The 12777-nt window shown below is 60.6% G+C and carries 13 protein-coding genes and 1 pseudogene; 8 read left to right on the top strand and 6 right to left on the bottom strand.

The annotated features are described in order from the left end of the window. Nucleotides 1–12 precede the first annotated feature (12 nt). The 5 genes and pseudogenes from J8I87_RS30500 to J8I87_RS30480 all read left to right on the top strand — a co-directional run. Nucleotides 13–717: pseudogene (locus tag J8I87_RS30500) on the top strand (SDR family NAD(P)-dependent oxidoreductase); the annotation flags it as partial. A gap of 132 nt (nucleotides 718–849) precedes the next feature. Further along, the gene (locus J8I87_RS30495) at nucleotides 850–1803 is read left to right on the top strand and encodes an AraC family transcriptional regulator (RefSeq protein ID WP_209935886.1); all 954 of its coding nucleotides are present in this window, start codon (nucleotides 850–852) and stop codon (nucleotides 1801–1803) included. Nucleotides 1804–2155: 352 nt separating this feature from the next. Next, the gene (locus J8I87_RS30490; protein ID WP_209935885.1) at nucleotides 2156–2791 is read left to right on the top strand and encodes a nitroreductase family protein; all 636 of its coding nucleotides are present in this window, start codon (nucleotides 2156–2158) and stop codon (nucleotides 2789–2791) included. A 184-nt stretch (nucleotides 2792–2975) separates the two neighbouring features. Further along, complete coding sequence (locus J8I87_RS30485; RefSeq protein ID WP_209935940.1) at nucleotides 2976–3521, top strand: carboxymuconolactone decarboxylase family protein; 546 nt, start codon at nucleotides 2976–2978, stop codon at nucleotides 3519–3521. Between the two features lie 170 nt (nucleotides 3522–3691). Then, on the top strand, nucleotides 3692–4387 hold the full coding sequence (locus J8I87_RS30480; protein ID WP_209935884.1) for a glutathione S-transferase N-terminal domain-containing protein: 696 nt from the start codon (nucleotides 3692–3694) through the stop codon (nucleotides 4385–4387). A gap of 32 nt (nucleotides 4388–4419) precedes the next feature. On the opposite strand, the gene J8I87_RS30475 is transcribed toward J8I87_RS30480, so the two are convergent. Next, complete coding sequence (locus tag J8I87_RS30475) at nucleotides 4420–4677, bottom strand: hypothetical protein (RefSeq protein WP_209935883.1); 258 nt, start codon at nucleotides 4675–4677, stop codon at nucleotides 4420–4422. Nucleotides 4678–4756: 79 nt separating this feature from the next. On the opposite strand from J8I87_RS30475, the gene J8I87_RS30470 reads away from it, so the two are divergent. The 3 genes from J8I87_RS30470 to J8I87_RS30460 all read left to right on the top strand — a co-directional run bounded on the left by J8I87_RS30470 (nucleotide 4757) and on the right by J8I87_RS30460 (nucleotide 7113). Continuing rightward, nucleotides 4757–5263, top strand: a complete 507-nt coding sequence (locus J8I87_RS30470; protein ID WP_209935882.1) for a YkgB family protein — start codon at nucleotides 4757–4759, stop codon at nucleotides 5261–5263. A gap of 50 nt (nucleotides 5264–5313) precedes the next feature. After that, a complete protein-coding gene (locus J8I87_RS30465; RefSeq protein ID WP_209935939.1) occupies nucleotides 5314–5850 on the top strand; it encodes a DUF3788 domain-containing protein in 537 nt (178 codons plus the stop codon). A gap of 858 nt (nucleotides 5851–6708) precedes the next feature. Then, a complete protein-coding gene (locus tag J8I87_RS30460; protein ID WP_209935880.1) occupies nucleotides 6709–7113 on the top strand; it encodes a hypothetical protein in 405 nt (134 codons plus the stop codon). Between the two features lie 367 nt (nucleotides 7114–7480). Here the strand turns inward: J8I87_RS30460 and J8I87_RS30455 are convergent, their stop codons facing one another. The 5 genes from J8I87_RS30455 to J8I87_RS30435 form a co-directional block, all read right to left on the bottom strand. Continuing rightward, entirely contained in the window at nucleotides 7481–8242 is a 762-nt protein-coding gene (locus J8I87_RS30455; RefSeq protein ID WP_209935938.1) for an SDR family NAD(P)-dependent oxidoreductase, read from the bottom strand. Between the two features lie 63 nt (nucleotides 8243–8305). Further along, nucleotides 8306–9358, bottom strand: a complete 1053-nt coding sequence (locus tag J8I87_RS30450) for a hypothetical protein (RefSeq protein ID WP_209935937.1) — start codon at nucleotides 9356–9358, stop codon at nucleotides 8306–8308. Between the two features lie 88 nt (nucleotides 9359–9446). Further along, nucleotides 9447–10703, bottom strand: coding sequence for an LssY C-terminal domain-containing protein (locus tag J8I87_RS30445; RefSeq protein WP_209935879.1), 1257 nt, complete (start codon nucleotides 10701–10703; stop codon nucleotides 9447–9449). Beyond that, on the bottom strand, nucleotides 10700–11974 hold the full coding sequence (locus J8I87_RS30440; protein WP_209935936.1) for an LssY C-terminal domain-containing protein: 1275 nt from the start codon (nucleotides 11972–11974) through the stop codon (nucleotides 10700–10702). Before J8I87_RS30440 ends, J8I87_RS30445 begins: the two co-directional genes overlap by 4 nt. Nucleotides 11975–12063: 89 nt before the next feature. Beyond that, on the bottom strand, nucleotides 12064–12777 hold a 714-nt coding region (locus tag J8I87_RS30435), incomplete at its 5' end, for a phospholipase D-like domain-containing protein (protein ID WP_245254273.1).

Here is a 12777-nt window from a genome sequence, read left to right as displayed (position 1 = left end):
CGATACGAGAACATGAGCACATCAAGAAGGGTTGTCGTCGTTACGGGTGCGTGGCGAGGGCTTGGCGCCGCGATTGTTCGTGCATTTCGCAAACTTTGCTATTCCGTCGTTGCGACATCACGCGCGATCAAGCCGTCGGACGACCCGAACGTCCTGACAGTACCTGGCGACATCGGCGATCCAGCTGTGGCGCAACGCGTCATTGCCGAAGGAATCGCCCGATCTGGCCGGATCGACACGCTGGTGAACAATGCGGGCATCTACATCGGGAAGCCTTTCACCGAACACACCGCCGAAGACTACCTTGCCGTTGCGCACGTGAACATGGCGGGCTTCTTTTACATCACGCAACTCGCCATTGCCGAAATGGAGAAGTGTTCGACCGGCCACGTGGTTAGCGTGCCCGCCAGCGTCGCCGACACTGCTTATGCCGGCGTATATTCGGTATTGGCAGCATTGACGAAGGGCGGCCTGAACGCCGCTAAAAAGTCGCTCGCGATCGAGTACGCAGCAAAGTGTATCCGCGTGGATGCCGTTGCTCCGGGAATCATCAAATCACCGATGCAAGCACCGGAAACTCATGATGCACTCGGCGCTTTTTCCCCGCTGGGCCTCATAGGCGAGATGAGCGATATCGCGGACGCAATTCTCTTTCTTGATTCCGCGCCGTTCATCACGGGAGAGATTTTGCACGTCGACGGCGGCCAAAGTGCTGGTCGCCGAGATGCGGCGGCGCTGATCGTGAAGGAGGAACAACGTGACGGTCAAGCATTCGTTTTCCATGCGCGTGCCGTCGCGCTCGCCAGATTGGTCCCCGACATTTTTTCCTGCGAGGCCTAACGGAGTGCTATGTCCCAAGTCGACTGGCTGAGCGACCTGCTGCAAATGATCACCGTGACCGGCCGACCGGAGGTGCGTTGCATCTACGGTGCGCCGTGGCGCGTGGCGTGGCCGCAGTCCGCGACGCATGAGATCCCCTACCACGTGGTGCTCAACGGCCGGGCGATCATCGAGGATACTGACACCCAGACGGCGCGCGAATTGGTCGGCGGCGATATTGTGCTGCTGCCGCACGGCTCGGCGCATGTTTTGCACGATGGAAGTGGACACAAGGCTCGCGCAACCCACGAAAGCCAAGGCGCTGCCGGACTAACGGTCAGTGAGAATGACGGCCAGGGCGAGCGTCTGGACATGTTGTGCGGGCGATTTTTTATCAGACCGCCCCATGATCGGCTCATCCGCAATTACCTGCCCGCGAGTCTGGTGGTACGGACCGTGGACACCGATGGTGAAACAGCAATCGGGGCTGCTCCGAATCACCTCGCCGCCTTCGTGCGGCTGATGCGCGACGAGTCCACGGGTGACAAGATGGGCGGATACGCGATTCTCAACGCCCTAAGTTCGGTGCTTTTCACCCTCGTACTGCGCGAGGCGAGCACGTCCGACCACGCCCCGGCAGGCTTGTTGGCGCTCGCCGGCCATCCGAGACTTGCTCCGGCTCTTTCGGCCATGCTCACCGATCCCGCGCGCCCCTGGAGTCTGCCCGAGTTGGCCGGCCTGTGCAGCATGTCGCGCGCCACCTTCATGCGGCACTTCCAGGACACGCTGGGGCGCTCGGCCATCGACTTCCTGACCGATATCCGCATGAGCCTGGCCGCAAACGAGTTGAAGAAGCCCACGATGACCACCGAGGCCGTCGCCGAATCGGTAGGGTATCAATCCGTTTCGTCATTCCGGCGCCTGTTTGCCGACAGGATGGGCATGACGCCGGGTCAATGGCGCCGTCTCGCGCGCAACGCCTAGTAAGGGATGCGAATTATCGCTTCGCGGTCGGCGCGAAGCCCGGATGAGGCGCCATCGATTTTGGCGCGAGGCGCGCCGCTCATCCGCAGCCCGGGCTTCACCGCATTCTTCTTTTACCTGCGGCAGGTGGACCTGGATCTCGACGAGACGGGACGACATGTCCCGTCCCCCTTGTTGAACCGAGGAATCGATTGTCTGCCTCGACTTGATCCTTTTCGATAGTTTATTGAGCAAATCCAGTCTCGAAACAGCTGTCCGGCAGGCCTAAAGTGGAGGCTCAAAACCAGCTGACGAAGTCTAGAACGAAATCATTCGTGTACCCCAATCTATCTTCATACCCAAAGGAGGCACCATGAATAGTGGAACAAGCATGACCAATGCAGTCATCGAATGTATTCTGAGCCGCAGCGCCGCAAAGTACTACGACCCTTCCGCGACCTTGAGCGACGACCAGATCCGCGAGCTCGTACGCATCGGCACCACCGCGCCGACATCCTTCCACCTGCAGAACTGGCGCTTCATCGCCGTACGTACGCCTGAAGCGAAAGCCCGGCTGAGCCCGATCGCCTGGAACCAACCCGCCGTCACCGATGCGGCCGTTACCTTCATCGTCTGCGGCCAGCTGGTCGATACCAGCGTCATACCCGAGCGCCTCGCTCCGCTGGTCGAAGCGGGCGTGATGCCTGCCGCGATGGTGCCGGAATGGGAAGACCCCGCACGCGAGCTGTACATGGCGTACCCCCAGCGCCGGCGCGACGAGGCCGTACGCACGGCCACGTTCGGTGCGTCGGCGATGATCTATGCGGCCCGCTCGCTGGGCCTTGGTTCGACGCCGATGATCGGTTTCGATGCCGACGCGGTACACCGCGAGTTCGGACTGTCCGAGGACGAAGTGCCCGTCATGCTGTTGTCCATCGGAGCGGAGCGTCCGGGAAACTGGACGCAGAAGCCACGCCGTCCGGTGGCCGAGGTGCTGGCGTTCGTTTAGGTGCGTCGTCGCCGCGTTCATCGCAAGGAACGATCAAGCGGCCGCGAACATGGGAGGCAAGGAAAGTACCTTCTATCTCGAACGCCTGTCCGGCTTCGAACCAGGACTATATACGAACTACCGGAAATCGTTCCGCAAGAAACTTTCCCCAAGCAGTTTAACTAGTGACTTTAGAGAGACCATGATGACAAGGACTACTATTTTAAAGCAGGATCAAGTGCCGACAGATTCGAAGCCGACACTCGATGCATTTACCAAAAACATCGGTTTCACTCCGAATATGATGGCGGCCTTCGCGCAGAGCCCGATAGCGTTTAACGCGTGGTCAACTCTGCTCGGCTCGCTGAGTAAAGCGCTCGACGTGAAGACGCGTGACAGCATCGGCCTCGCTGTCTCGGAAGTGAACGGCTGCAACTACTGCCTGACGGTGCACAGCTTTACGGCCGAGCACATGGCAAAGCTGCCGGCCGATGAAATCATTCTCGCGCGGAAGGGCCATGCCACCGAGCCGAAGCGGAACGCTGCCGTCCAGTTTGCGCGCAAGGTTATCGAAGCCCGAGGACAGGTCACTGATGCCGATCTGAGGACTGTCCGCGATGCGGGCTACACAGATGCAAACGTGATGGAGATCGTCGCGCTGGTGGCCATGTACTCGCTGACGAACTTTTTCAACAACGTGTTCGATCCCGAGAAGGACTTTCCCGCCGTTACGCCGGCCGGCTCGATCTGAACTCCGACGCTCCGCTTTCGTCCGCGAGAAGCAGGGAGCGCGAATAGCTCCGCCCTCCCTGCGAAACATCAATGTCCGTTTGCCGGGCGGCGGTGGCCAGGCACAGAGCCAGGCGGAACAGACGACCATGTTCCCTTTAGGACTGGCTCGTCCCGCTCAACAGGAAAAACATGACACTCGATCATCAAATTTTTACGCGCTGGCCGGCGCAGTACCCCGATCGGCTCCAGCTCTTTTCCTTACCGACGCCCAATGGCGTGAAGGTTGGCATCATGCTGGAGGAGACGGGCCTTGCCTATGAGGCACATCGTATCGACATCATGGCGAACGAGCATCATGATCCGGCATTTCTCGCGCTCAACCCCAATGGCAAGATTCCGGCGATCCTTGATCCGGACGGTCCGGGCGGACAGCCGCTTGCGTTGTTCGAATCGGGAGCGATCCTGATCTATCTCGCCGAGAAGTCGGGACAGCTGCTCTCCAGCGCCCCTCACACCCGCTACGAGACGATTCAGTGGCTGATGTGGCAGATGAGCGGTGTCGGGCCGATGTTTGGTCAGGTCGGCTTCTTCAACAAGTTCGCTGGCAAAGCCTATGAGGACAAACGCCCGCGCGAGCGCTACGCAATGGAATCGGCACGGCTGCTCGGTGTCCTTGACGAGCGACTCGAGCGCCGCGACTGGCTGATGGGCGCTGACTACAGCATCGCCGATATTTCACTGCTTGGATGGGTACGCAACCTGATCGGATTTTACGAAGCGCGCGAGCTTGTCGGCTTTGACCGCTTTTCGCATGTCCAGCGCTGGTTCGAGCGTGGTCTCCGGCGTCCGGCGGTGCAGCGCGGGTTGGTCGTCACCGCGGCTTGAAGCAATACCGCGAGACAAGTCAGGAAAGCGACCTATGGCGCCGTCCAAATCTTTTCAAGGAGGATGTCCGTGATTGAAATCAGCGCCGACGCCATACCGCCATGCGGCTTTACGACAGCGTGGCTGATCGCTCTGGTTTCGTTCACACCGGAAAGCAATAGCGTGAAACGCACATTGCGGCGACCCTCAGGACGTTTCCGATCTGTCGTCTGCCGGGCGAGATGCGACGGGTGATCGGCGTCGAGCAGACCCTTGTTACTTTGAATCCTTCGTTGTGTTTTATTGAGCACATGCAGTCTCGAAACAACATCTGGCAGCCAAAATTAAAACTGCCAACTATTCCACGAACAACCTGGATGGGAAACCAAAATGAACGTCCGCGTAAATCAGTTTCGTCTTCAGATCGCTGAACGAAGCGCTGGATCTCTCTCGAGTCTAGCCTTGCTCAGATGGGCCCTGGTCGTCATCTTCATCTGGTTCGGTGCGATGAAATTCACCGCTTACGAAGCCAACGGCATCGCTCCATTCATCATCAACAGCCCCATCATGAGCTGGTTGCACTCCCTATTGGGAATTCGGGGTGCAAGCTACGCAATAGGTGCACTGGAGTTGTCGACCGCAGCGGCTCTGATTATCGGAGCGTTCCAGCCCATTTTCTCCGCATTGGGAGCGGCGATGTCGGCTGCGACCTATCTGATCACACTCACGTTCTTCTTGAGCACGCCGGGGGTCGCCGAAGCGACAGCGGGCGGGTTTCCCGCAATTTCAGCCTTGCCCGGTCAGTTTCTTCTCAAGGATGTCGTTCTGCTGGCCGCGTCGCTTTCACTGCTCCTCGCATCCGTTCAAGCCACCAGGCCTGGCGTTAGTAAGTCGTGAGCCAGATAGAAGGCAAGACATCAAGACCGGGATATTCGGCGAGACACGAGATGCGAGCCGCGACCGAAGTAGTCACCCCGGGCAAGAGAGAGTGGACGGATGAACACAAGGAGGAAAGCAACGTGAACCATTGCAACCAGATCGGCGACAGAATCGCTGACAAATCTTCACCGCCCGACAAGCGTGCAGTGCGTGACTGGTTGGGGCCTGAGGCGTTCACACATTGGGTCGAACTGCGTAGCTGGATCGAGGCGTCGTACCCCGGTGTTTTCGAGCCAGATTGGCTTTACGGTGGTAAGAAACGCGGTTGGTCGCTACGCTACAAGAAGACCAGGGCCTTGTGTACACTGCTGCCGGCGTACAGGCAGCTTTCGGTTCTGGTGGTCTTGGGGCGAACTGAGCGCGACAAGTTTGAGGAGCGACGTTATTCCTGGAGCCCACAGTTGGTCAAGCTCTACGATGACGCCCGAGCATACCCTGACGGTAAGTGGTTGATTGTTCCTATCTCATCCGCAAACGATCGGCATGAGATAACTGAGCTTATGACGATGAAGCGCCCCACGCGTTCATTCGGACAAACGTCTTGACAGTCGTAAACTCCGGAAATGTTTCCCGGGCCCGATCACGCTGCCGTTGCGGCGAACTGACTTTGCCGTCGATATGCGACGTAGCTTCGCCAGTCTCGCGTCCGTCTTCGAGCTTGCACGGCGACGATCCAATGCCCGTCCGTGCGTCCGAAACCCCTCTCCGACGTCATTCTCGCGAATGATAGAAGTTCGCGAGACTCGTGCCTGACCGGCCGTCCCTGATTGACCCACAGCCGCCAAGGGAAACGAGTTGCTGATCGTGAAGCCACCGCCAAACTGCGTCTGGCCGAAGCCGGGGTTACCGGTGGCGCCGTTGTTGATCGACAGCATGGCGCGGGTCAAGGGGTTGTGGTTCTGAACGGGGAATTTTCGCCCCGTCGCATCCTGCCGCCCAAGATTGCAGACTCGCGTTACGGAAAATGCATCGGCGCAGCGTCGGCAGGCAGCGGCCAACGGACAGGATAGACCGTTCATCCATGCCGTGAGCCAGGGAGGCCTGATGAAATCTACCTACAACTTTTGCACGCTCTCATCTACGAGGAGGGCCGTTCAAACCGCCGTTTGGCAAAGTGCATAAGAGTGTCAAACCCTCGCGATCATCCGCGCCGCCGCCAAGTCGTAGACCGCAATAAATCTTTTGAAATACGACACGTTACATGGGACCAAAGTCCAATACCGGCGGCGAGACGCGGCAACTAAACTGGTCAGCACGGAGCGCGAGGCGTGGGTCTACGCGCGGAGGCGGAAAGCCGTCGCCACGCTCATCAGGTCTTCCGCATCAAGCAGTCGCCATTACCATCACGCCCGGTGGCACCAGATAGCAAGCATGGTTTTGCGAAACAGCTATTGGAGGCTGGCATGCCATTTCTCGGCCCTGAACGTCTGCTTCGGACGCGTTGCGCGCGTGCCGTGTTTGCCGCGGCGTTCCTGTTCAACTTCGTTGCCGTACAGGCCAGCAATCTCAACTTCCTCAACGATACGCCCTTGTCATACATGAAGCCGCGCGATATGGATTCGATCAAGCGCGCGCTGACCGACGTGCTCAACACGAAGAGCGATGGCGAAGCCAGTCAATGGACCAACGCGGGCACCGGCAATAGCGTGAAGATCGACGCAATGATGACGCCGTCCGACACAAGCCATGACGGCAAGAAGACGTGTCGTCACGTTGCCATCGTGCTCTCGGCGAAAGGACAGTCGATGAACCTGCATCCTGTCTTTTGCGGCACAGGGAAGACCGACTGGGCGCTGCAAAAGCGTTGAACACGCGTTCTGGTTCGACATGCCTCGAGAACGAAATCAAGGCCGATTGATGCGCCGGCACCCTGGATGCATCGCCGCGCTGATGATCGCCCCGACCGATGCGAGCTTTGTCCGACCCGTGTTCCGTCAGCAGCCTGTCCCATCGACGCGAGTACTTGACGCGTCTGTCCCGCCATATCGTGGGTAACCCCTCATTGGGTACCTGACCGGCAAGGTAGATTTGTCCACTGATGAATAGCGACTTCAGCAGACGCTTTCCGATATGGCTGCGCTTGATTTCGCAGCTGACATCGCTGGCGTGCGCGTCGAGGGATGTTGACGCATGGATCCGGAATGTCTGGACCCTGATCCGCGTGGCACGTACCGCTCATATCACCGCTCCTCCGTTCGGGCTGATGACCTGGCCGACGAGGTAGTGCTTGCCCGCCAGATAGGTCACGAGCGACGCATATTCGTCCATCGTGCCGAGCCTGCCTGCTGGACAGACCTGCCAGAACTGCCGGCACTTTTTCTCTCCCGCCGTTTTAAAGTACTGCTCGAAATCGGGCGTCAGCACGCCGCCGGGTGCAACTGCGTTGACGAATACGTTCGCTCCCGCGACTTCGGCCGCGACAGCTTTCGTGAACGCGATGACCGCGCCCTTCGTCGCGCTGTAGTGCGGACTGTGCGCGCTCATCGCCGACAGGCCGGCGATTGACGCGATGTTGATGACGCGACCGTACCGTTGCGGCTCCATCAGCTTCAGCGCTTCGCGCGTGCAATAGAAGACGCCGTGCACATTGACACCCCAATATCGCATCCACTCTTCGTCGCTCATCTGACTGGTGAATTGCAGCGACTGCCGTGGAACCGGCGTGGTCAGATACGCGTAGTGCTTGTTGCGCCGCACCTCGTCCACCGGACGATTCGGCACGACGGCCGCGTTGTTGACGAGAATGTGCAGCGTGCCGCACGCGTCGACGATGTGGCGGTACATGGCTGCGACCTCCTCGCTCGACGACACATCGCAGCGCAATGCCAGGCACCGCCCGCCCAACGACTGCACCGCTCTGCGCGTATCCGCGAGCGCGGCTTCATCGATATCGCAGATGGCGACCGTCGCGCCTGCTTCAGCCAACGCGATCGCGATCGCGCGCGAAGTCGATGCAAATCAACAGCCTTCAGGATCGGACACCCACGCGCGTGCACGGGATTAGCGGATGGGCTCTGCCAGATCCTCCTCCACAAAGCGCAAGATAGCCTCCACCAGGGCCTCCCGCGGGTAGGCATTCTGGGTCACGAACAGTGCGCCGATCGTCGGATGTGTCCGGGCAATTGGCACCGCCAGCGCCCAGTGATCCGCATTGACGTAGGCGAGCAGCGTGCTGCCGGGCACAACCTGATCGTAGAAGATGACCTGACTGTCGTTTCGCGAGTCGACGCGCGAGAGCTTGTCATAACTCGATTTCAGTATTGACGAGATGCGTTCCGGCTGCGGGAACGTCACGACCGAGTAGTACCGCAGGTCGCCCGGAAGAGGGTGCTGCGCAAGCCACGCCTTGCGGGTCGCCGGTCTCAGGCTCTGCACTGCGCGACCATCGCCCGACGTGCAGGTCGCGCCCGGAAAGTATCGCAGCAGATCGGCCTGGTACTGCTCGGCGTCGTTGGCGAGCGGCGAGCCGCCGATTGCGCCGGCTGCACTCGCCACCGCCGCGATGCGGCTTCGAATTTCCGGGTAGGCGACCAGCGCTTCGAGGATGTCGGGCGCTCCTTTTGAATAACCGATCAGCACGATGCGCGGCGCGCCCTCGGGCGCAGGCATGGCCATGATCGCGTCGCGAATCTGGCGTGCATTATTCGCTGAACCGGACAGCGCATCGACATCGATCAGCGTTGCGTCGAAGCCGAACTGGCGCAGGTGCGTGATGACAGTATTTGGTGGATCAAGCCACGGTTTGAAACAGTCATAGCCGATTCCCGACACGACTGCGGCGGTGAGGTGCCGTCTCGATTGACCCAGTTCGACGGCTTTGCCGGTGCCAGGGGGCTCTGTGCCTACCCGCGTCAGCGCCTCCTCGCAGGGCCGGTAATCGGGTACCTCAGGTCCGCGCGCCTCCAGCACCGCGCAATAGATTTCCCGGAAGCGTCCGCGCCTGTCCACGACCCCGGCCTGGGATGCGGGCACGAGAGCCATCGGCGGCGTATCGGCCGAGTACGGGATCAATGGCTTCGTCGCGCATGAGCCGAACAGGGCGCACGCCGCCATCGTCGCCAGCACGACGCAGATCCGATGCCACGCGAAGATGGCGGCTGCCCGCCGTCCTGGTAATACGGGCGACGGTCTCCGGTTCGCGTCACTGACGTGCATCGCCGGTCGCTCCAGTAGGTTGACGGGCATCCGGCTCGTCCAGATAGGGCACCCAGTCGAGAAACTCCACATCCGAAAGGCTGCGCGGCCGGGTCGCGAAGAACACGACCGCACGCAATCCGTCCGTATAGTAGGTCGCGCCATCGAGCGTCGTACGGGGCCGGGTCGGCGGTGCCACGCCAACACCGTTCACGTATCCGAGCTTGTCCAGACCACCCGAGTACATCAGGTCCTGGACCAGGAGGTTGCGTGCCTCGTCGACGTTCTCGTGCAGCGTGAGGTGTGTTTCGCCGCGTGGCGCGAAGCGCCCCCCGACAGGGCGACCGACTGCCGCGACGTAGACCAGTTGCCCCTGAAAGCGGATCGGGGCGAGCCAGCCCCGTATCCAGGTTGCAGGCGCCCCCGCCTGCGCCTGCTTGCGCATGACGAAGTCCGGTTCCCGTCTGAAGACCCGCTGCGCGAGGTCGGACGCGCGCGCGTCGCGCCGATAGTCGCGCCGCACCATTGCCGCCCCGATGTCGGTGAGCTGGCCGATGCCAACGGCGTTCAGGGGATCGGCCTGAACCGTCCCGCTCGCGTCCGTCGCACAGCATGGCAGCCGCTCGAGCGCGGCGCGCAGCGATGCGAGGTCCTGGCAGTCCGTGATCGCCGTTTCGGGGAACGGGAAAGGGATCTGCGCGAGACGCGGATCCACCGTGCCGCCGGGCACGCGCAGAAAAAGCGAGAAGGGAATCAGCGTCTGGCTTCCGAGCAGATCGACATTGACGAGCTTGATACCCTGATCCGGGTTGGTGAACAGGATGCCCGACCGTGTTGCGCCCGGCGGAATCGGGTTGCCGAATCCGAGGTCTCGGAAATAGTGGTCCATGCGCGTATTCGTTGCACCGCCAAACAGAGTATGCATGGACCACGCAACTTCGTGAGGCGAAAAGTAGTCCGGGTCGGTACCCGAGCGCAACAGCCACAGCGGCTGCGAAGTCCCGTTCTGCACTTCGATCCATAGCGGCTGGACGCCCGTCCTGTTGATGTCGGCGCCATACATCCGCTGGCTGTCTTCACTACCGAGCACAGTGGCGCTCGCGCGCACGCCGCGACTGGTCGCACTGACCTCACGCTGACGCAGCGGCCCGTCGTCGGCCTCAGGCGGGGCGTGCCACGTCGCACAGCCGGCCAGGGCAAGCGCGAGGCATAGCGCGCGTCCCGCGTGGAGCAGTGCACGATGCAGGATCTGCAAAATGCTCATGGTTTCGCTCCGGGCGCCAGGTGCATGACCCCGTGAGGCGTGATCCACGGGAAGACCTCGATGTCCGAGAGCGGTCGCGGCGTCCGGTCGAATACCAGCACGACACGATCGCCATCGGTGTAATACGGATCGGTCGTCAGGTTCTTGCGTGGCGCGCTTTCCAGTACGGCACCCACGCCCGCCACGAGACCCATCGTCATGAGATTCTGCGAATACGCCATGTCTTCGGCCAGCGCGGTGCGCGCCTCATCCACGTCCGGGTCGATCTTGTGGGTAGTGAATGTAGAAGAATGCCAGGTCAGACGGATACCGATATCGCGGCTGATCTGTCCTACCCAGACGAGTTTGTCGTGGTAACGCATGTTGCTGAGCCACAGGCGCATATGGTTGCGCTGGTGGATATCGCCCCGCGCCTTTTGCAAGGCGAGGTCCTGTGCGCGCCCGAAGAGGTAAAGGTCGCTCACGGGTGCGTTGACATACGCTTCGCCGGACAGTGCGGCGCCGATCATCCGCCGGATGGCGCCGGACCATTTCTGCTCCGTGAGGCTCCAGCCCCGCCGCACGAGTGCGGGAAGGGCGTCGTCGCGGCCGCCGACGATCACCAGGTTGAGCGGGTCGCCATTCTTCGAGCCGTCCTCGTTGGTCGCGCAGCATGGCAGGGCCTCGAGCGCGGCGCGGAAAGTCGCGTCATCCGTGTAGTTCACGGTGGGCTCTTGCGGATCGGTGATACGTTTGAATACCTCGCTGCGCTTGAAGTCGGCTTCAAACCCGGGTACGGCCACGAAAATCGAAAACGTCCGGGCGCGCTCCTTGGCGACGAGGTCAATCTGTACGAGCTTCGCACCTTCGTTGAGATTGGTCAGGACAAACCCGGAGACTGTCTCTCCAGGACGGATAGGGTTATGAAAGGCCAGGCCACGGAAGCGGCGGTCGAGGTCGGCCCGCTGGTCGGCTGAAGTAGTGCCGGCAAACGCCTCGGCCGCCTCCGACGCTGGAAAGAAGTTCGGATCGAGGCCCGGCGACAGGAGAAAGTATCTACGGTCCTCGCGATTTCGGACCTCAACCCAGACGGGCTGGATGTTTCTGTCGGCTAGCGGAACACCGTAAATCGCCACACTTTCCTCCGGCGACAGCACGGCGGTCGAAACCTCGATGCCGCCCTCCGTGCGTGTCAGGGCACGGTTCTGATAGCCGGGAATGGAATCCGTTGGCCGGGTTGCAGTACAGCCCGCCAGTATGCAGCCAACGAAGATGACGGCCAGCATCTGCATCACGATGCGACGGACTGCGCGCCAGCCGGTGGTCGCGCAGCGCACGCGAAGAGTGCTGCTGCCACGGTAACATTCGATAAGAATTCCATTCATAGCTCAGATTCGATCGGAAGCAGTCCAAGGAACCAGATGCTCGCGCGCCGCATGAAAGATACATCTGGTTCCGAGTCATATTCCGTCACCGTTCCGTTCCCTTCGGTGTCGACCCAGACGATCCGGCTCTTGCCGTTCGTGTCAGTGCGTTGTTCAACTCGCCAGGCGATCAGGTCCAGTTTCGGTTCGACGCCGTCGATAACCTGGCCGGCAATCGCCGGACTGTCGCAAAGCACGCCAATCTCTGTATTGAGCTTGCTTGAGCGAGGGTCGAGATTCATCGAGCCAATGAAAATGCTTTGCCGGTCGAACACATACGTTTTCGCATGCAGGGAGGCTTTCGACGAACCGAAAAGCTTTTTTTGCGTTTTGACGCCGGGCGCGCCAACCGGCTTCAGCTCATAGAGTCGTACGCCTGCCGCGAGCAGATCCTGGCGGTAGTCTTGATATCCAGCATTCACTGCGGCGACATCGGTTGCAGCAAGCGAGTTGGTCAACACCGTGACGCGCACTCCGTGCGCGGTCAGATCGCGTATCCATGCAACACCTTCTTTCCCCAGCACGAAATAAGGCGAGATGATGAGCATCTCATGTGTAGGTTTGAGGTTCAGCGCCGCGAACCGCGTCATGAGGTGAGGTTGACCCGGTTCGACGGACGGATTTGCAGCCAGCGATTTGATGCGATCTAACCTCCGTTGAGTGTTGAGTCG

Source organism: Paraburkholderia sp. LEh10 (genome assembly GCF_017814945.1).
In the GTDB taxonomy this organism is placed as follows: domain Bacteria; phylum Pseudomonadota; class Gammaproteobacteria; order Burkholderiales; family Burkholderiaceae; genus Paraburkholderia.
This window is presented reverse-complemented; position numbering and strand designations above follow the sequence as displayed.

Bases quoted from the DNA above. Each gene is read 5' to 3' on its own strand.
- J8I87_RS30495 (WP_209935886.1), top strand. From the start codon at position 850: ATGTCCCAAGTCGACTGGCTGAGCGACCTGCTGCAAATGATCACCGTG.
- J8I87_RS30490 (WP_209935885.1), top strand. From the start codon at position 2,156: ATGAATAGTGGAACAAGCATGACCAATGCAGTCATCGAATGTATTCTG.
- J8I87_RS30485 (WP_209935940.1), top strand. From the start codon at position 2,976: ATGACAAGGACTACTATTTTAAAGCAGGATCAAGTGCCGACAGATTCG.
- J8I87_RS30480 (WP_209935884.1), top strand. From the start codon at position 3,692: ATGACACTCGATCATCAAATTTTTACGCGCTGGCCGGCGCAGTACCCC.
- J8I87_RS30470 (WP_209935882.1), top strand. From the start codon at position 4,757: ATGAACGTCCGCGTAAATCAGTTTCGTCTTCAGATCGCTGAACGAAGC.
- J8I87_RS30465 (WP_209935939.1), top strand. From the start codon at position 5,314: ATGCGAGCCGCGACCGAAGTAGTCACCCCGGGCAAGAGAGAGTGGACG.
- J8I87_RS30460 (WP_209935880.1), top strand. From the start codon at position 6,709: ATGCCATTTCTCGGCCCTGAACGTCTGCTTCGGACGCGTTGCGCGCGT.
- J8I87_RS30450 (WP_209935937.1), bottom strand. From the start codon at position 9,358: ATGGCGGCGTGCGCCCTGTTCGGCTCATGCGCGACGAAGCCATTGATC.
- J8I87_RS30445 (WP_209935879.1), bottom strand. From the start codon at position 10,703: ATGAGCATTTTGCAGATCCTGCATCGTGCACTGCTCCACGCGGGACGC.
- J8I87_RS30440 (WP_209935936.1), bottom strand. From the start codon at position 11,974: ATGCAGATGCTGGCCGTCATCTTCGTTGGCTGCATACTGGCGGGCTGT.